21 protein-coding genes are annotated in these 19,002 nt (G+C 38.7%); 6 read left to right on the plus strand and 15 right to left on the minus strand.

The annotated features are described in order from the left end of the window. Positions 1–72 precede the first annotated feature (72 nt). Positions 73–798 carry a hypothetical protein gene (locus ACNKXS_RS05470; RefSeq protein ID WP_417919969.1) on the plus strand — a complete coding sequence of 242 codons (726 nt, stop codon included), beginning with the start codon at positions 73–75 and terminating at the stop codon, positions 796–798. Here ACNKXS_RS05470 and ACNKXS_RS05475 read toward each other — a convergent pair. Continuing rightward, positions 795–1,601, minus strand: coding sequence for an NAD(P)H-binding protein (locus ACNKXS_RS05475; protein ID WP_417919970.1), 807 nt, complete (start codon positions 1,599–1,601; stop codon positions 795–797). The two genes, ACNKXS_RS05470 and ACNKXS_RS05475, sit on opposite strands and share 4 nt — an antisense overlap. Beyond that, a complete protein-coding gene (locus ACNKXS_RS05480; protein WP_417919971.1) occupies positions 1,602–3,890 on the minus strand; it encodes a M20/M25/M40 family metallo-hydrolase in 2,289 nt (762 codons plus the stop codon). It abuts the gene before it with no gap. A gap of 155 nt (positions 3,891–4,045) precedes the next feature. Between ACNKXS_RS05480 and ACNKXS_RS05485 the strand changes: the two genes are divergently transcribed. Further along, a complete protein-coding gene (locus ACNKXS_RS05485) occupies positions 4,046–4,513 on the plus strand; it encodes a CBS domain-containing protein (protein WP_417919972.1) in 468 nt (155 codons plus the stop codon). Here the strand turns inward: ACNKXS_RS05485 and ACNKXS_RS05490 are convergent. The 5 genes from ACNKXS_RS05490 to ACNKXS_RS05510 form a co-directional block, all read right to left on the minus strand. Further along, on the minus strand, positions 4,507–4,938 hold the full coding sequence (locus tag ACNKXS_RS05490; protein WP_417919973.1) for a DUF4174 domain-containing protein: 432 nt from the start codon (positions 4,936–4,938) through the stop codon (positions 4,507–4,509). The two genes, ACNKXS_RS05485 and ACNKXS_RS05490, sit on opposite strands and share 7 nt — an antisense overlap. Positions 4,939–4,985: 47 nt before the next feature. Further along, positions 4,986–5,333, minus strand: a complete 348-nt coding sequence (locus ACNKXS_RS05495) for a hypothetical protein (protein WP_298246774.1) — start codon at positions 5,331–5,333, stop codon at positions 4,986–4,988. Positions 5,334–5,650: 317 nt separating this feature from the next. Next, positions 5,651–6,154 (minus strand): hypothetical protein, encoded by a 504-nt coding sequence (locus tag ACNKXS_RS05500; protein ID WP_417919974.1) that lies wholly within the window; start codon positions 6,152–6,154, stop codon positions 5,651–5,653. Between the two features lie 71 nt (positions 6,155–6,225). Beyond that, positions 6,226–6,504 carry a hypothetical protein gene (locus tag ACNKXS_RS05505; RefSeq protein WP_417919975.1) on the minus strand — a complete coding sequence of 93 codons (279 nt, stop codon included), beginning with the start codon at positions 6,502–6,504 and terminating at the stop codon, positions 6,226–6,228. 303 nt (positions 6,505–6,807) lie between these two features. Beyond that, positions 6,808–7,479, minus strand: coding sequence for a hypothetical protein (locus tag ACNKXS_RS05510; RefSeq protein ID WP_417919976.1), 672 nt, complete (start codon positions 7,477–7,479; stop codon positions 6,808–6,810). A 175-nt stretch (positions 7,480–7,654) separates the two neighbouring features. On the opposite strand from ACNKXS_RS05510, the gene ACNKXS_RS05515 reads away from it, so the two are divergent. Further along, positions 7,655–7,987, plus strand: a complete 333-nt coding sequence (locus ACNKXS_RS05515) for a single-stranded DNA-binding protein (RefSeq protein ID WP_417919977.1) — start codon at positions 7,655–7,657, stop codon at positions 7,985–7,987. Positions 7,988–7,997: 10 nt separating this feature from the next. Here the strand turns inward: ACNKXS_RS05515 and ACNKXS_RS05520 are convergent, their stop codons facing one another. Together ACNKXS_RS05520 and metG are read right to left on the minus strand one after the other, a co-directional pair. Next, positions 7,998–8,900: a histone deacetylase family protein gene (locus tag ACNKXS_RS05520; protein ID WP_417919978.1), complete on the minus strand. Its 903-nt coding sequence runs from the start codon at positions 8,898–8,900 to the stop codon at positions 7,998–8,000. 40 nt (positions 8,901–8,940) lie between these two features. Next, positions 8,941–11,016, minus strand: a complete 2,076-nt coding sequence (gene metG / locus ACNKXS_RS05525) for a methionine--tRNA ligase (protein ID WP_417919979.1) — start codon at positions 11,014–11,016, stop codon at positions 8,941–8,943. A 122-nt stretch (positions 11,017–11,138) separates the two neighbouring features. On the opposite strand from metG, the gene ACNKXS_RS05530 reads away from it, so the two are divergent. Beyond that, complete coding sequence (locus ACNKXS_RS05530; RefSeq protein ID WP_417919980.1) at positions 11,139–11,720, plus strand: hypothetical protein; 582 nt, start codon at positions 11,139–11,141, stop codon at positions 11,718–11,720. A gap of 8 nt (positions 11,721–11,728) precedes the next feature. Further along, the gene (locus ACNKXS_RS05535) at positions 11,729–12,088 is read left to right on the plus strand and encodes a YraN family protein (RefSeq protein ID WP_417919981.1); all 360 of its coding nucleotides are present in this window, start codon (positions 11,729–11,731) and stop codon (positions 12,086–12,088) included. 79 nt (positions 12,089–12,167) lie between these two features. On the opposite strand, the gene ACNKXS_RS05540 is transcribed toward ACNKXS_RS05535, so the two are convergent. From ACNKXS_RS05540 to ACNKXS_RS05550, 3 genes are all read right to left on the minus strand, one after another. Then, positions 12,168–14,240: a M13 family metallopeptidase gene (locus ACNKXS_RS05540; RefSeq protein WP_417919982.1), complete on the minus strand. Its 2,073-nt coding sequence runs from the start codon at positions 14,238–14,240 to the stop codon at positions 12,168–12,170. 146 nt (positions 14,241–14,386) lie between these two features. Beyond that, on the minus strand, positions 14,387–14,917 hold the full coding sequence (locus ACNKXS_RS05545; RefSeq protein WP_417919983.1) for a nuclear transport factor 2 family protein: 531 nt from the start codon (positions 14,915–14,917) through the stop codon (positions 14,387–14,389). Between the two features lie 16 nt (positions 14,918–14,933). Continuing rightward, the gene (locus ACNKXS_RS05550; protein WP_417919984.1) at positions 14,934–15,512 is read right to left on the minus strand and encodes a hypothetical protein; all 579 of its coding nucleotides are present in this window, start codon (positions 15,510–15,512) and stop codon (positions 14,934–14,936) included. 150 nt (positions 15,513–15,662) lie between these two features. Between ACNKXS_RS05550 and ACNKXS_RS05555 the strand changes: the two genes are divergently transcribed. After that, on the plus strand, positions 15,663–16,622 hold the full coding sequence (locus tag ACNKXS_RS05555; RefSeq protein ID WP_417919985.1) for an NAD-dependent epimerase/dehydratase family protein: 960 nt from the start codon (positions 15,663–15,665) through the stop codon (positions 16,620–16,622). Between the two features lie 53 nt (positions 16,623–16,675). Here the strand turns inward: ACNKXS_RS05555 and ACNKXS_RS05560 are convergent, their stop codons facing one another. The 3 genes from ACNKXS_RS05560 to ACNKXS_RS05570 form a co-directional block, all read right to left on the minus strand. Next, positions 16,676–16,870: a cold-shock protein gene (locus ACNKXS_RS05560; protein WP_141876598.1), complete on the minus strand. Its 195-nt coding sequence runs from the start codon at positions 16,868–16,870 to the stop codon at positions 16,676–16,678. 87 nt (positions 16,871–16,957) lie between these two features. Beyond that, entirely contained in the window at positions 16,958–17,203 is a 246-nt protein-coding gene (locus tag ACNKXS_RS05565; RefSeq protein WP_298246761.1) for a hypothetical protein, read from the minus strand. Position 17,204: 1 nt separating this feature from the next. Further along, positions 17,205–18,917: a chloride channel protein gene (locus ACNKXS_RS05570; protein ID WP_417919986.1), complete on the minus strand. Its 1,713-nt coding sequence runs from the start codon at positions 18,915–18,917 to the stop codon at positions 17,205–17,207. Positions 18,918–19,002 lie beyond the last annotated feature (85 nt).

The raw sequence follows: 19,002 nt of genomic DNA on the forward strand, positions 1-19,002 counted from the left end.
GATAGTTTTCTTATACCTCGGAAATATCTTTTAGATCGATTATTTCTTATTTTAAAAGATACAATCTATATCATGAAAAGCATTCTACTCCTCTTGGTTTTAGTATTTAATTTAAATATGCAGGCTCAATCGCTTCAGGGTTCCTGGAAACTTACTGCGGAAAATGATAAGGCCGTAACAGGTAAAGAGGTAATTCGCATTTATGCTGATTCGTACTTTACTGAAGCTGCTAAAGATCCAGATTCCAATGAATTTCTCTGGGCACGTGGCGGGGAATTTCATATGAAAGAAGATCAGGTTCGAATTGATTTTGACACAAGGCAGGAAAAACCTTCAGCAGAATTAATTGCACATAAGATCGAATTCGAAGAGGAGAACAGTTTCAGTATTGAACAGGACGAAACTATTCAGAAATGGACAAGAGTTTCAGGAAATAAAAATGAATTATCGGAAAATTGGGTGATCACGGGTAGAGAGAGAAATGGTGAAATGAACCAGATGAAACCGGGGGATCGAAGAACTATTAAAATGCTTGGTGGCGATCGTTTCCAATGGGTGGCATTTAACTCGGCAACCGGAGAATTTTTTGGTACCGGCGGTGGAACTTACATCGCGAAGGATGGAAAATATGTAGAGAATATAGAATTTTTCTCCCGGGATGCCAGTAGAGTGGGAGCGAGTCTCGATTTTAATTATAAAGTCGAAAACGGGAATTGGATCCACTCAGGAAAAAGTTCCAAGGGTGATCCTATTAAAGAGATCTGGTCACCTTATACTGAAGCTTATTCCAGAAACTAATAAATAGAATGCTCGAATTTGAAATTGAGCTCTTTTTGAAATCTATCTGAACTTACCACTTTACCTTCTGAAGACATTTCATGACTGAAATGAGGTGCTTCCAGTTCTCTGTCCTGCGCTATTTTAGTATAATAATCTTCACGTGAAGGATGCTCTGGATGTACCAGATTAAATACATTATTGGTAGCAGGTTTCTCTATCAAGGCAATAATTGCTTTGATGCAATCACGACGATGTACGAGATTTACCGGCGCTTTTGGAGAGCTTAGATCTCTTTTTCCAGAAAGCTGATTCACTGGATGGCGATCATCTCCTATCAAACCACCAAATCTTAGTATTTCAGTTTTAAAGTTTTCGTTATTTAGCAACAATAACTCGGCATTGCGTAGCTGGACTGCTATATTGGAAGAGTTATCGGTTTCAGTATTTTCGTTGACCTCTGGAAAACCATTTTCGTTTTTATAGACCGAAGTTGAACTTACGAAAATGATCCTTGGACAATAACTTTTCTCCAGGTAAGGAACAATGGTTCTAACTTTTGAAACGAAGTCGGCTTCAGGATTTTTTCTAAGCCCGGGAGGGATATTTACCACAATACAGTCAGACTTGGAAAGAAAAGACCTGATGTCTCCCTGTATTCCTTTTTCATATAATTTAATTGTGTAGGGAACTAGTCCGGCTGCGTGAAGATCAACAAATTTTTCATTTCTGGTAACTGAAGCTTTTACCTCATGGTTCAAGGCTCGTAATTCTTTTCCCAGCTCAAAACCAAGCCATCCACATCCTAAAATCGCAATCTTCATTTATTCCTTTATTCTTATGGTTTTCTTTAAAATAGTAGCATCATTCAAAACGAATGGCCGCGGGATCATATCCTTAGGTCTTTTTTCAAGCTTTAATTCTTCGTTTTCGAAGAGATCGTAAGCCGATTCGTAAAGTACAAATTCTGGCTCATCTTCTGGTGCTATTGCGAATTCAATTCGCAAAGTATCCCGGTTTGATGCGTAATATGTAAGAATTCGTTCTTTCCAACGCTGGGTATGCATATTAAAATATTGTTCTCCTAATTGTTCATCTTCAGCTGTAAGATCATTTACTCTGAACTCTTTGAAATCTACATCCCGGGTTTCATATAATTCCAGGCGGTTCATATCTCGATTTGGAGCGATCTTCAAAGAATAGGACTTCAAGTTCGTTAATGTGTCGGTCTCGAGTTCTTCAAGTCTGATTGCTGGTTCTGGAATATCAACTTCCGGAGCGCTGGATTTTCTTCTGAAATTACTGCCGTATTTACTGCTGAAATTGGACTCTGTTCCTGAATTTTCTGTGCCTTCAGGAAAATAAGAGCTCGTCCAGGAATCTTCCATTCCATCATAACTATACCAGAAATTAGTTTGCTGGTCGAGATCCTTCAGATAAACCAAACTGTTAGGTTTAGGCCTTTCCGAAGAAAAATCTGAGTAATAATGCGCTGTAAAAAGCAAAATATTAAAAATCAGGAAACATAAAACCGCAAAGGATTTAAGCTTTCTGAAGTATCCAAAAAGCGGTAACAGGAACATAAACACCAGACTTACCAGAATTGCCGTGATAAAAAGTGTTTCAAGGCCTAATGCGACAGGTAAACTCCAGATGAAAGGTAGAAGTAAAATAATAGTGGGAAAGCTCAGTAAAACCATTAAAATGCGGTTTGGTCTCTTTTGTCTTACCATTACAAAGAGTTGCAATAGTCCGAAGAATACAGGAATTATGAAATATGCAGCTCCTTTAAGATATATGGCAACTAGTGTACAGATCATCAGCCATAAAGCAAGTGGCGCTATAAATATGGAAGCTTTGTGTGAACGTTTGCGAAACCAATGGTAGGTTATAAAACTAATGGACAGGGAAAGAAAGATGATCAACGCGATGTACCAGTAGCCGTTGTAGGTAAACCCATGTTCCATTTCTGAGTATTCCGGGTAAATAAATAGACAGAACTGCCAGAACGCCCAGCTTAGAAAACCTGATAACCCAATGCTGATCAACATTGGTAAAAAGCCTTTAAAAATTTCAGTAATATCCAGGCGGTCTCTCCGAATTCCGTAGATGATCAGGATCAGGAAAATTCCCATGGCGACGATCAACATAGGTAAGATCCAGTCAAAAGGATATTTTACGAACTCTCCAAAAGGCAGATTAAAATATATAAGATCCCTGTCACTGGATAAATTTTTGAGATCTGCTTCACTAAAGTAGGCGAGCAGCGGCATAAGATAGCTACCTTGATGAGCAAGGGTTTCTGCATCCAGATTTTTAGGAGTATCATTCGCCGTGTGATAGTCAAAATGATCATCTATAAAAGCAAAATTATAACCGTTGATATTGCCCTTTTCACGCAAGACGGTAAGATCTGTGTCGTTTGGAAGCATTTTATAGATACTGTAGGCAAGAGAATTGCTTACTGGGTATTCGACGTTCGCATCTGCAAAAGCTTCGATCAACTTCGCATTCTTACCATTGGTTTCCAGTAGCATAAATGGTTTTCCACCGCTTCCCCTTGCTTCAAAATTAAGTGCTAGCAGTACATCTTTCGCCCATGGATGATCCTTAACAAAGATCTCTGCGCCTATTAAACCAATTTCCTCTGCATCTGTAAAGAGCAAAATAATATCATTCTTAGGTTGAGTTTCCTTTTCGCGGAAAGCCCTGATACTTTCCAGAATGGTAGCCACGCCGCTTCCTGCATCACTCGCACCTGGTGAGGAATGTGTGGCGCTGTCGTAATGAGTCATTAGTACCAACGCTTCACCATTTCCTGAGCCTTGAATTCTGGCAAGGATATTTTGTGGTTTGCTTAAAATAGCACCGGAATTTAGAAAATAATCTTCCTGAGTCTGCACTTCCAGACCCATTTTCTGCAATTCCTGTACGATATAGTTGCGAACTTTTGGATGCTCACGGCTCCCAACATAATGTGGTTGCTCTGCAATGGCTTCAACATGCTGGAAAGCTCTTGAAGTTGAAAACTGGTCTAAAGGAATTTCTTCAGAAAGCCTGGCCTGGGGAGCATCGAAATTAAAACTTAGCCAAACTGCTACAAAAATCAGCAAGAAAGCTATTAAGCCGGAAAATTTAGAGTTCATGCAATGAGGATCAAAGTTTTAAAGTTAATTAAGTTTTTGAAATATGAATAACAGAATAACTGTCATACATAACAAATCGAAAAACCTTATATTTAAGTTATTGGTAATCAAATAAATAAATTATGGCTATTAAAAGTTTTATGGGTAAACGAGCAGAGCCGGAGAAGCCTGCGGAAGTCCCTATGCTGGTAAGAGATTATATGACCGAGAAGCTTATCACCTTCAGGGATTATGAAAATATCATGGATGTCGTAGAGAAATTAATTAAACATGGCATCTCTGGTGGCTGTGTGGTAAATGAGCGGAATGAATTGCTGGGAATTATTTCTGAAGGTGATTGTATGAAACAAATCTCAGACAGTAGGTATTATAATATGCCAATGACAGATCTCACGGTTGGAAAACGTATGATCTCTAACGTAGAAACTATAGATGGAAATATGAATGTTCTTGATGCCGCGAAGATCTTTATAGAAAAGAGATTCCGAAGATTTCCTATTGTGGAAAATAATCAATTGATAGGTCAGATTTCACAGAGAGATGTTCTTAAAGCTGCTCTAAGATTAAAATCACACACCTGGAGTTATTGATCTTGTTTCCGTATTTCTGCCCTTCTCATAGGCATCCCATCTATCAGGCGAAATAATTTTTCGGTTTGAACAATTTCCTGCTGCCTTAATTTAATCCCTCCATCCAGACCAATCAGGAATATTTCAAAACCAGTATCCGGGGCAATTCTCAGATCTTCATTTAAAGATGAGTTTATCCATGCCGATTCTCCAGGAAAAACTGTTCTGTATCTATCTTTAGAGGCGTGAATCAGCAAAAGTTTTCTTTCTGAAAGCTTGTTTGGTTCTTTTGTTAATACATCAAATTGGTTTGTTAACAAGTCTAATTCAGATTTTGTTGAATAGACGACAATGATTCGGTTTTCCCATTTATAAGATTGCAGATCCTGTGCTGTTGAGGTCATTCCGTAGAAAATTATTATGATGAGTAATGTGAGATTCCGCATACCTCAAAAGTTAAGCTTTTCGATTTGAAGTTCGTTATAACAAAATCTCAATTTCTTCTTACTAATGCGTAAAAGTCGTTTTCAAGCGGCAGATACCCCATGTCATACACAAAGAAGTATTGCTTTCCTGTTTTGGTAGTATAAATGCTGGTAAAGAATTCAAAGTTAAAACCTCTGGAGAGTAATTTAGATTTAGCGACTGAAGTTTTATCACCGGGATTCAATTCCTGCAGAATCCGGTAATTTTTACGCAGCGAGTTATTCGTATTCCTGATGAGGTTACTTGCATCTTTATTCATCCTGTTGTGATATGCATTACGGCAATAATCACTACAGAATTTTTTATCTGTTCTTCCAACGATCTTTTCGTTGCACTCCTCGCAAGTCTTTTGCATAGGGAAATATACTAAAAAAGTAGTTTTAGACCATACAGGAATGAAGTGTTGAAATTAAATCTATAGTGAACTGAACTATACTACATATTGTAAGTCAGGGATTAAGAGTAAATAGTGAGGTTTGTTTTTAATGAAAAGACATTCTTTTCCTGAATGATCTATCATCGTGATAAGTATAAACCTGTGAGTAGATGAATTAGGTTGTATGATAGAGTAAATAGAACTTTAATCAATTAAAAACGGATATTTTTAATCTAACGGTTAGCTTCCAAATTACTTACTGCATTTGCGATCAAGCAAAACTAAAACCAGGATTTCTAGTTCCTGCGTTTAAGATTTGCAGAAGTTTGCAATTGATATGTATCAAAATCGTCTTCAAAATTTACCTGAATATCTATGGTCACTGCAAAAGTGTTGGAACTGGTTTTTCTACCACTAATAGATCCGGCATTTACCGGGTAGTTACCTGTAATACCACAAAAACAGGTTCTACCCAAATATGCACTGGCGGTTGCAAAATTTTCTGAATCAAGTTCAAACTCCTGTACGCCTGCGGGAATTTCAAAATATAACCTTTGTGCGAATTCATCATCTGCCACTTCTTCGCGGCCCTCAGTTTCAAAAATATATTCGAAAACCAGCATATCGCCTTCAGTAATAGATATGTCAAAACCGCGATCTGTTTCCACTGCCTCTATTTTTGAATCATCATAATAATCAAATTCGGCATAACGGCTGTCGTCCCCGGTATCACAACTGCATATAAATGCAAAACTAAATAGGAGTAAGATTTTACTAATCGGGTAAGTAGAAATTTTCATGGGGATTAGGTTTTAATGTTGATGCACTATACTATAGATGTTTATCACAGACAAAGGTTGCGTGTGGGCAGTTATTCATTCTTGTTTAAATTTTTAAGATCTATAGATTTGAACCAGTTTTTTCCATCGATATTCATTTCAACGGTATCCAGCAAATATCTTTCCCGGCGTATATTTTCGCTGTAAGCTTCTTGCAGTTTCCGGTCCAGATCGATTAGTGTTGCCATTGGCAAATTCCTGTCTGCAAAAATCCTGTAGATAACAGGCTGATCAATTTTAAAGGGCTTTTTACGTATGATTTCCGAAACCTTTTGCTCAATATTTTCAATTTCAGTTCTTTCTGATTCCACATAGTAGACTTCTTCAGCATTAATAAAAATATTGACGTAAACGCCTCGGATGTCTGTGTTTGAGAGTTCATCTCACTTCCGAAGAAAGTGAACAGGCAGATAAAGATAATCTTGTGAATCATAAGACTGAAGAGTAATTGGTTAGCATCGGCTATCTATCACAATTATCGTGCAAATGTCCTTGCAGTAAATGATTGCGGTTACCGAAAGTGTTGCGGGTGGGTTGCAAACTTTTTGATGATGTCAATCTTTAAAATTGTGATCGCCACTTTTTTTGACCCTTATGAATATTAAGGTTGGTGTTTAAGTTATCCACTCTCTAATCCTAAATTCGGCTATGGTATCATTTTCCTTGGTGATAAAATAGTAGTGGGTGCCCCCAGAAGAATTGCCACCGGTGAACTCCATAAAGTATTTTCCGATCTTCATTTTATGTGCTTTCTGCTTAGACACCTTATCAAATGCAGAATAGTCCAGATCTTTAAGTATCAAAAAATTGAGATGATATGGTTTGAATGTTAAACTATCACGTTCTCCGTTTTCTATTTCTTTGAGTTCTTTTTTCAGCCTTTGTAAGCGGTCTGACTTCCAGGATTCATCTTGGGAATTTTTAATGTCGGTTTCAATTTTTTGTATTACATCACCTAAACAATAAGAGAAGATCATATCATCCTGGGGTAAGGATAACTTTCGATCACATTCCATGGCGGGCATTTCTCTAGTTGACCAAACGGTTGTCATACTTAAACTACTATCATAATTATCATCGGAAGTTCCTTTGAGGTCAATATGATCTTCGAAAATTGTGTCACCACTATACTTGTATATAACTTTTAGACTATCACCATAGACCTTGGTTTTAGTTCTATAAGAGGGTTCTTCATGAAGTATTTTATTTTGACTTTCTTCTTTTGCTTCCTGCGAATTACAAGCGGTGAGCGTCAAAACTGCTAAAAAGATTAGGATTGTTTTCATTTCTGAAAAAAGTTGCTAGTGGTAGTTTATAATTATGCCTTATCCATTTTTAAATGCTTACAAACGAAAGTAAACAACTACAAGTGCTTTACGACCGATTATTAGTTGCAGTTCACTACATCTTTGTCCTGTTGAAATGAACGAATGATTTTCAACTGCAAAAAAATCTTTAGTTATGAGCACTTTAAGAAACACAGTACAGTTAATCGGACATGTAGGAAATGAGCCTGAAATCGTAAACCTTGAATCTGGTAAGAAGTTAGCCAAATTTTCAGTGGCGACCAATGATAGTTACAAAAATTCAAAAGGCGAGAAAATCACAGATACACAATGGCACAACATTGTTGCATGGGGCAAAACTGCTGAGCTTGTAGAGAATTATGTTCCGAAAGGGAAGGAGATTGGAATCGAAGGAAAACTAACCAGCAGGAGTTACGAGGATAAGGATGGGATCAAAAGATATATAACTGAAGTTGTTTGCCATGAACTTTTACTACTTGGCAAATAAGCGATAGAACTTAAAAGTAAATTTGCTGGGCTGCTCTGTAAGTATTGGCATGCGCTTCGATGATATATTTAATCTCTTTTGAATAGCCTCCGCCCATACTACATTCTACAGGGATTTGAAGATCGTGGCAGGTTTGTAATACGAACCTGTCACGTTCTTTACATCCTTGTATAGTACAGGAAAGTCGGCCAAGTTTGTCAGTTTCCAAAATATCCACTCCACAGAGGTAGAAAATAAAATCGGGTTTTGTTCTTTCTATAAGTTCTGGAAGAACTTCTTTTAGCTGCTTGAGGTAAGCTTCATCACCTATGCCATCCGGGATTTCAATATCCAGATCAGAAGTTTCTTTTCTAAAAGGGTAGTTTCCCTTTCCGTGCATAGAAAATGTAAATACAGATTCATCATTCTGAAAGATTTCAGCCGTACCATTTCCCTGATGTACATCCAGGTCCACGATCAGAATTTTTTGAGCCAGGTTTTGATCCTGTAGAAATCGGGCAGCAATTGCCTGATCGTTCAATAAACAGAATGCTTCAGCTCTATCTGAAAAAGCATGGTGAGTTCCACCGGCTATATTCATGGAAACGCCATATTCAAGTGCATATTTGCAGGCATCGATTGTTCCCTGAGCAATAATCTGTTCTCTATCCACAAGTTCCTGTGAAAGTGGAAATCCTGAAACTCTGATCTCTTTTTTACTAAGATCCAGGTTCTTCAATCTATCAACATAGGCTGCAGTATGGGCTCTTAAGATCAAACTTTCTTCGATAATTTCAGGCTTGAAAAAATTCTCATCCTCACAGGTACCTTCATGCAATAATTGCTTGGGAAGCAGATCATACTTTTCCATAGGAAACCTGTGACCTTCCGGCAATGGATGTTTATAGATGGGATGAAAGGCGATTTTGAGCATAAAAAAAGCCCGGAAAGTTATTTCCAGGCGATTTGAGTTTTTAGTTTATCGTAATTCCGTTGGAGACATTCTCCTCGTCAGGATTCACAAAAACCAGTTTTCCTTCTTTGTTTTCGGTCATCAGGATCATTCCTTCGCTTTCTACTCCACGTAATTTTCGGGGAGCAAGGTTTACAAGCAAGGTTACTTTTTTACCAATAATATCTTCCGCCTTAAAATGTTCAGCAATACCGGATACTACCGTTCTCTGGTCAATTCCAGTATCGACTTTAAGAATCATCAGCTTTTTGGTTTTGGCCATCTTTTCAGCTTCGATAATGGTTCCAACACGAAGATCCATTTTAGTGAAATCTTCAAAAGTGGCAATCTCTTTTTGAGGTTCAGCCTTCTGGTTTTCCATTTCGTTCGCGGCTTTAGTCGCTTTTAATTTTTCCAGTTGTTGCTCCATCGCTTCATCTTCAATTTTACTAAAAAGAAGTTCCGCTTTTCCGATATGGTGACCCGCTGGGATGAGCGCTTCACGGCTTCCGATAATGTCCCAATCTGGTGTTTTGGAAGTATTCTCTCCAGTTTGATTCAGCATTCGCTTTAATTTAGCAGAAGTGAATGGCAGGAAAGGTTCGCTGATAATACTGAGTGCGCTGGCAATTTGAAGTGCCACATACATGATCGTTTTCACGCGATCTTCATCAGTTTTAATTTGTTTCCATGGCTCTTCATCAGCAAGGTACTTGTTACCAAGCCTGGCCAGGTTCATCATTTCACCCTGAGCTTCACGAAAACGGTATTTTTCAATCGAACTCGCGATGACCGATGGATAAGCTTTTAATTCAGCAATGGTCTGTTCATCCACTTCAGTGTATTCTCCCGGCTGCGGAATGATTCCATCGTAGTATTTGTTGGTCAAAACGACCACACGGTTGATAAAGTTTCCGAAGATAGCTACGAGCTCATTATTGTTTCTGGCCTGAAAGTCCTTCCAGGTAAAATCGTTGTCTTTTGTTTCCGGAGCGTTTGCAGTCAGTACATAACGCAACACATCCTGTTGATCTGGGAAATCTTGCAAATATTCATGTAACCATACCGCCCAGTTTTTTGAAGTTGAGAGCTTTTTGCCTTCCAGGTTAAGAAATTCATTTGCCGGCACATTTTCAGGTAAAATATAATCACCATGAGCTTTAAGCATCGTAGGGAAAATGATACAGTGGAAAACGATATTATCCTTCCCGATAAAATGTACCAGTTTGGTGTTTTCGTCTTTCCAGTAAGGTTCCCAGTCTTTTCCTTCCCTCTCAGCCCATTCTTTGGTAGAGGAAATATAACCTATAGGAGCATCGAACCACACATACAGCACTTTGCCTTCGCCTCCTTCTACAGGTACCGGAATTCCCCAATCAAGATCTCTGGTTACCGCACGGGCTCGAAGGCCATCGTCAATCCAGGATTTCACCTGACCGTAAACGTTGCTTTTCCAATCGGCTTTGTGTCCTTTCAGGATCCATTCCTTTAGAAAATCTTCATATTGGTCCAATGGTAAAAACCAGTGTTTAGTTTCTTTTAAAGTTGGAACGGCACCGGTAATAGCAGATTTCGGATTAATAAGATCTGTAGCATTTAATGAAGTTCCGCAGTTTTCACACTGGTCTCCATAAGCTTCTTCATTCCCGCATTTTGGGCAGGTTCCAGTAACAAATCTATCGGCTAGAAACTGGTTGGCCTCTACATCATATAATTGCTCGGTAGATTCTTCAATAAATTTACCATCCTCATACATCTTCTTAAAAAAGTCTGAAGCTGTTTTATGATGAACATCACCTGACGTCCTGGAATAGTTATCGAAAGTAATTCCGAAGTCTTCAAAAGAGGTTTTGATGATCGCATTGTACTTGTCTACTACATCCTGCGGACTCACACCTTCTTTCTTGGCCTTGATCGTAATTGGCACACCGTGCTCATCACTTCCACAAACAAATGCTACATCATGTCCCTGCATTCGTAGAAACCTGGAATAAATATCTGCAGGTACATAAACGCCTGCAAGGTGTCCAATATGAATAGGCCCGTTCGTATAAGGTAAAGCCGCTGTGATCGTAAATCTCTGAGGATTTTTGCTCATTAGAATAAGTAAATTTTTAAGAGCGGTAAAGTTAAGCAAAGACGTTCGAATACGCGTTAAATTCTTGTAAAAGCGGAACCTTGTGGAGCTTATCTGTATACTTTTACTACAAAAAACTTCAAATGCGTAAAATTCTAGCCGTTGTTGGTCTGCTGGCCATAGTTTCCTGTAATAGTAATAAAGCTGTAACTGGCTCTAAAGATATTTATAGTCTTGAAAATTTAAGCCGAATGTCTTCGGAAGATATTTCGCGAAATTACCCACAATCCAATATGGAAGAAGGAGTGGATGAATTCGAGGAGGGAACCGAGACTAAACCTTATAGTATACTTTTTCCTGAAACTGAAGACGAGGTGTTGATCACCTGGCAAACTGAAGAGAAGAAAAAGGTTAGTTCTATCAATTATTCCGGAGAAGGAAAGTGGACCACTGCTGATGGAATTAAGGTAGGAATGAGCCTGGATGAACTAAATAAATTAAATGCCAAACCAGTTTCTTTTTACGGTTTTGGATGGGATTATAGTGGAGCTGTAGACTGGAATGGTGGAAAGCTTGCGAAATCTGGCATTGGTGTTTTCCTGGAAACCAAAAAGGACATCCCCAATAAATTTTATGGCGATAAGATCATTAAAGCTAGTAAAGAAGAAATTGATGCTCTTGAACTTCAGGTAGGTTCTGTGATGTTGATGAATGAGGTAAACTAGGTTTACGAATGGCTACTCATAATGATCTGGGCAAAAAAGGAGAAGAGTTAGCAGTACAGTTTCTTCTGAAGAATAATTACGAGATCCTGGAACGTAACTTTAGATATCGTAAAGCTGAAGTAGATATCATTGCCAGAGAAGCTAATACGCTCATAGCAGTTGAAGTGAAATCACGAAGCTCCGTCTATTTTGGAAATCCTGAAGACTTTGTGAAACCTGCACAGATCAAATTACTTGTGGAAGCAATCAACCACTATTCTGAAAAGCAGAAAAAAGATCTGGAGATCAGGTTCGATATTATAGCGATCACAAAATCTGGATCTAACTATGACATTGAACATATTACTGATGCCTTTCTACATTTCTAGAGGCTTCTTATTAGTCAGGAAAACAATAAAAAAGCCGGTCGAAAGACCGGCTTTTTTATTGCATAAATTTCAGAAGCTGTTACCAGATTCTTACTCTATCTTCAGGTTTTACGTACATCTTATCACCTTCTTCAATAGTAAATGCATCATACCATGCATCGATATTCTGTAGTGGTACATAAGCTCTGTACATCCCAGGGGAGTGAGAGTCGGTTTTGATCCTGTTTCTCATCGCTTCATCTCTCATTTTAGTTCTCCAAACGGTAGCCCAGGAAAGGAAGAATCTTTGTTCTGGAGTAAATCCATCGATTTTACCTGGATTTTCATTATTTTCCAGATGAATTTGTAATCCATCATAAGCAGCGTTCACTCCTCCAAGATCACCAATATTTTCTCCTAAGGTGAATTTTCCATTAATGTAGACGCTGTCCAATACTTCAATAGCGCTGTACTGCTCCGCCAGGTCATTTCCTAAAGTTTCAAATTCTTCAAGATCCTTCTCTGTCCACCAGTTATTAAGGTTTCCTTCAGCATCAAATCTGGCACCGCTATCATCAAAACCGTGTGAGATCTCATGACCTATTACAGCGCCAATTCCGCCATAATTAACAGCAGCATCTGCCTTGTAATCATAAAATGGTGGTTGTAGAATTGCCGCCGGGAATACGATCTCGTTATAACGTGGATTGTAGTAAGCATTCACTGTTTGCGGAGACATGAACCATTCACCCTTATCAACGGGCTGTCCAAGATCTGCCATGTTCTCTGCAACTCTCCATTTTTGAGCGTTTAACATGTTCTGGAAATAAGACCCTCCTTCTTCAGGTGAGGTGATTTCTAGATCTGCGTAATCTTTCCACTCATCAGGATATCCAATCTTCACGTTGAAAGTACTAAGTTTTTCAAGAGCTTTCTTCTTGGTATCCTCGCTCATCCAGCTAAGATTATTGATTCTATTTTCATACGCTTTCAGGATGTTGTCAACCATTTCCTGAGCTTTTTTCTTTGCTTCTGCCGGGAAATGTTCTTCAACATATAATTTTCCAAGAGCTTCACCTAAAGTTCCATTGATAGAACTAAGAGCTCTTTCATTTCTAGGGCGTTGTTCTTTTGCTCCCTGAAGTGTTTTACTATAAAATTCCCACTTTTCGGTTTCAAGATCTGTAGTAAGGGCACTTGCAGCTCCGTTAAAAAGATCCCACTTTAAATAGGTTTTCCAGTCTTCTACAGAATTTTCAGCAATGATCTGCTGTAGTGCTTTCATGTATTTTGGCTGGGAAACGATGATCGTATCAAGATCCTTTGCGCCAATACCATCAAAATAAGCCTTCCAGTTCATGGCCGGAGTCATCTTTTGCAACTCAGCGACGGTCATTGGGTTATAGGTATTTCTGGCATCACGACGTTCTACTTTATCTAGCTTTGGCTCGGCAAGTCTGGTTTCAAACTTTAGAATCGTTTCAGCAGCATTCTTCGCTTCTTCTTCTGAATAGTCCAGATATTGTAGCATATCTGCCACGTAAGCTTTGTATTTTGTTCGGGTTTCCTTGGAATCTGAATCATTCTGAAGGTAATAATCTCTTTCAGGTAATCCCAGACCAGATGGATTCAGGTAAGCAGCGTTCATATCAGAATTTTTGCTGTCTGCACCAACACCAAAGCTGAAGAATCCGGCACTACCGTATTCGCTCATTTCAACCAAGAAATTTTGAAGATCTTCTTTGTTCTGGATAGAATCGATCTTGGCCAGGTAAGGTTTTACCGGCTCAATTCCCTGCTCATTTCTAGCCACAGTGTCCATGATACTCTTGTAAAGATATACAGCTTTTGCCTGGTCTGTTGAAGCATCAAGACTATCACTTGAAGCCGTTTTTTCCAGAAGTCCAAGTGCATCCTCATCGGTTCTTTGTCTTAATTCGTCAAAACTTCCCCAGCGGGTTCTGTCTCCAGGAATCTCTGTGCTATCCAGCCAGCGACCATTTACATAGCGAAAGAAATCTTCTTTAGCAGTTGTTGTTGTATCCATGTAAGCAAGGTTGATACCATGGATCTCATCATCTTTTTGCTCAGTTCTTTTTTCGTCATCATTACAGGCGGTAAACATCCCTGCGCTGAGAACAGATAAAAACAAAATTCTGTTTATTCTTTTCATTGTTCTAGTTAAGAATTATAAAATAATATGGCTAATGTAGCAAAACGGTCAAAATAATCCATAATTCAGCCTCGCAGAATTGAGAACAACCGGCTGAATATTAATAATTAAGGGTGATGTGGATATTTGTTTAAACTGAATGGGAACTATTTGTTTTTCAATTCTGAAATTAGATTCTTATCGAATTGGGATTTTAAACTGGTAAGTTCATCTACATTTTCGTTAGGCACTGCGATGGAAAGTACATAATGATGAATCTTCCATTTGCCATCTTCTTTAGCAAGCACTCCAGAACCCCTGCAAATTCCCATTTGGGTATCCAGAAGTTCATCAAACCAGGCGATTTTTGAGTTCTGGTGTATATAAATATTTCTTTCGATCGAAGTGAAATTCCATGCTTTCCCTGAATCAAAATATGGTTTAGCGAACTTTTTGAATTCTTTCGCCGTCCAGTTTTCTGTAGCATCGGTCCCAATGAATATCGCATCTTTAGTCATTAGACCAAAGTAAGTCTCAAATTTAGTATTGGCGGCAGCAAGGTGCCAGCTGTCCAGCGTTTCACTTACTCTTTCTCTGATCGCTGTCTTATTTTTTTCTGAATCTTTTACCTGTGCATGCAAGGGTAAAACGGTGAGAAACGCGAAAACGAATAGAAATTTTAAAGCTGAATTTTTCATTGGTCGAATATTTGTTTTAAGATACTATATTTTCAACGGTATCTTCAGTAGCGGTTGAATCCATTTCTCTTTCCATTCTTTCAAATTCATCCAGCTCCTTCTCAAAATCCTCGAGAGTTTTCAGAAATAATTCATTCATCTGAAGTTTAAGATTATTGAATTCCAGATAGATCTCTTTAGCTGTACGATCAATATCCTTTACATCTGGCTGCTGTTTCTTTGAGTATTGCTCCAATAGGTGTGCTTTGGTCTTTAAAACATTCAGTCTGGCTTCCACAGGCACCGCTCTAAGACTATCAGGCAGAGAAATGCTAAGTGAATTCATGATCTGAGAAATCGCTATAGCATTATTCATGACCTTACGAGTCGTAGTATTTTCCAGTTTCTTCACTTCATTTTGAGCAGTGATAAATTCCAGCCAGTTGGAAGCATATTTCTTTGCTTCCGGTTCAAGATCAAAACCTCGAGTATCTATATCGATCTTCTTATCATAGGATATGCTGTCATTTGTTTCGTTGCTATTCTGGCTATCTTCTGCTTCAGATTTGCAGGATATCAAACAAAGAAATATTATAACGAATAGAGGGAATTTCATAAGTGATAATTGAATGAACAAAGTTATCCATAATTCTATGAATGAAGTAACCGATTTTCAATTACAGAATCCATAGCGAATAGCGTCAAGAAAAAGCTAAGATTGCGAAATCCTCTGTATAATTAAATATATTTGCACAAAATTTAATTTATGGCCGAAAAGATATTAATTATCGGTGCTTGCGGACAGATTGGAACCGAACTTACGCTGAAATTGAGAGAGATTCACGGGAACGACCAGGTGGTTGCCAGTGATATTCGTGAAGGAGTTGATGAGTTGATGCAATCTGGTCCATTTGAAATCCTGAATGCTACAGATGAGGTTCATATAAGACAGATCATAGAGACCTATAATATTAAGGTAGTTTACTTAATGGCTGCGATGCTCAGCGCCACTGCAGAAAAAGCTCCTAAGAAGGCCTGGGATCTCAATATGAATTCACTTTTCCATATTCTTGATATGGCCAAGGAAGGTTTGATCGATAAGATCTTCTGGCCGTCCAGTATTGCTGTTTTTGGACCAACTACCCCAAAGGACAATACTCCGCAAATTACTGCGATGGAACCTACCACGGTTTATGGAATTAGTAAGCAAACGGGGGAACGCTGGTGTGAGTATTACAACAAAAAATTTGGTGTAGACGTTAGAAGTATCAGGTATCCTGGTATTATTAGTTATAAAACCCTTCCAGGTGGTGGAACTACAGATTATGCGATTGAGATCTTCCATGAGGCTCTAAAGCAAAATGCATATACCAGTTTTCTGGATAAGGATGCAGCATTACCAATGATGTATATGGATGATGCGATCAAAGCAACGGTGGAAATTATGCAGGCTCCTGCGGAAGCTATTAAAGTAAGATCATCTTACAATCTTGCTGCGATAAGTTTTACGCCTGAAATATTAGCGGCAAACATTAGTAAGCATCTACCGGATTTTAAAATTTCTTATGACCCAGATTTTAGACAGGCTATTGCTGCGTCATGGCCTTCAAGTATTGATGATTCATCGGCGAGACAGGATTGGGGATGGGATCACGAATTCGATCTTGATAAGATGACTGAAACCATGCTAAAAGGGGTAGGACAAACTACAGAGCAAACTCATTAAATAACAAAAGCCGCTTTACAGCGGCTTTTTACTTTTTTGATTGGAAAAATTAATTACTCAACGATGCGAACATCTGTTGCGTTAACTCCTTTTTTCCCTTCAGTTTCTTCGTATTCTACTCGATCACCTTCCTGAATAGTTTCACCATTCAAACCGGTAATGTGTACGAAAATGTCTCTTTTGGTGTCGTCGTTTGTAATGAACCCATAACCTTTAGATTCATTGAAAAATTTTACTGTGCCTTGCATAATAATGATAATTAATAAAGAACAAACATAACAGTAAAATTTTTAGAATCTACTGGAAATCAGAATTTTTTGGGATTTTTGTAACTTTTATAGTCGGTCAATTCCCTTATCCCGCATTTTTTTCATGTTCTTTTCAGAAAGGGTATAGTCCTCTAATTTCTTACCTCTCCATCTTACCACAAGGAAAATTGGCATTAGAATGAAGGCACTGGCCAGCACAGCAATTCCTATGATCCTGTCCCCGGTAAGTGTATCATCATTTAACCTGAAATAGAATCCTACACCTACGGCTATAAGAATAGCTATCACCAGTAATCTCATAAATATCTTCATACTATACAGTAACTTCAATTAATTTCTGCCTGTAGGCAGTTAGCAATTTTGATTTGGATATAAACCCTATATATTTTCCTTCGCGAACAACAGGTAAGTTCCAGGCATTACTTTCCTGAAACTTTCGCATGATCTCCTTCATTCGGTCATGTTCAATGTCTATAATTTCCGGAGCCTGTTGCATGATTTCCTGCACCTTGACTTCATCATATAATTTTTCATTGAACATGATAGATCTAATGTCGTCTAATAATATAATACCCATAAAATTCCGATTTTCATCAATAACAGGGAAAATATTACGTGATGATTTCATCACTCCGTCATGGATCACATCTCCCAGGTTCATATCAATTTCCAGGGCGATAAAATTCTTTTCTACTACCCGACTAATGTTCATTAGGGTCAAAACCGTCTGATCCTTGTCATGCGTTAACAGGTCACCACGCCTTGCCAGCTCCATAGTATATACAGAGTGAGGTTCAAACTTAGTAGTGATTAGATAGGAAATAGCCGCAGTGATCATAAGCGGAATAAAAAGTTCGTACCCATGGGTAAGTTCAGCAATAAGAAAAATAGCGGTAAGTGGTGCGTGCAGTACTCCGGCCATAAGTCCCGCCATTCCTACCAATGTAAAATTACTTACTGAGATCTCATTCCTGAAGATGCCGAGATTGTTCACGACTAATGCGAAACAGTGTCCCATTGCACTTCCCATGAACATTACTGGTGCAAAGATTCCTCCAACACCGCCGGCACTAAAGGTCAATGCTGAAGCGATGATCTTAAAGATCACCAGACCTGCAAGCAAAATGATGACCACCCAGATATTCTCAAGGTAAGCGTTGAATAGATTTGTTCCCAGGGCTTGGAGATAATTTTCCTGTAACAGGTTATTGATCACATTATAGCCTTCACCATATAATGGAGGTATAAAATAAATAAGAACTCCCAGCCCCAATCCGGCAATAATGAGCCTTACAAACGGCGAGGTTATCTTTGCCAGTAGTCTTGTGGTACCAAAATAAATACGGGAAAAATATACTGAAAATGCTGCCGCTACGACTCCCAGAACTAAATAGTAAGGCACTTCAGAAATTGTAAATTGATCTTCTAGAGTAAATGGTAAGATAATCTGACTTCCGAAGAAAAAATAGGAGGTAAGTATGGCAGATACCGAAGCAATGAGCAGCGGCAGGAGGGAGGCCAGCGTTAAATCGAGGCTGAAAACTTCTACAGCGAAAATGATCGCGGCAATTGGAGCTTTAAAGATACTGGACATTGCACCTGCAGCGGCACATCCAATAAGTAAGGTCCGGGATGCCTGGTTCATCAAAAATATACGCGAAATATTAGAGCCCAGAGATGCACCGGTTGCCACGGTAGGTCCTTCCAGTCCAACCGATCCTCCAAAACCAACCGTAATAGGTGCGGTAATTAGAGACGCGTACATCTGGAATCTTTTCATGATTCCCTTCTTACGCGATATGGCATATAAAGTTGTTGGAATTCCATGTCCAACCTTCTGGCGCAGTATAAATTTGATGATGAGGTACACGATCAAAAGACCAAGCACTGGAAATATGAAGTAGAATGCATCGTGGTAATTAGCTACAAATTCTCCTTCCAGCAAACTCTGGATAAGGTGCGTTAGGTTCTTGATCATGACTGCAAACAGCCCGGCAACAAATCCAATGACCGCGCTTAGGAACATGAGGAACTGTCGATGAGAAAGATTCTTCGATTTCCAGGTTAAGAATCTGTGCAATAAGGTTTTGCTAATATTTGCCACCACTAGT

The sequence above is a fragment of the Christiangramia marina genome (assembly GCF_048285865.1).
Classification (GTDB): Bacteria; Bacteroidota; Bacteroidia; order Flavobacteriales; family Flavobacteriaceae; genus Christiangramia; species Christiangramia marina.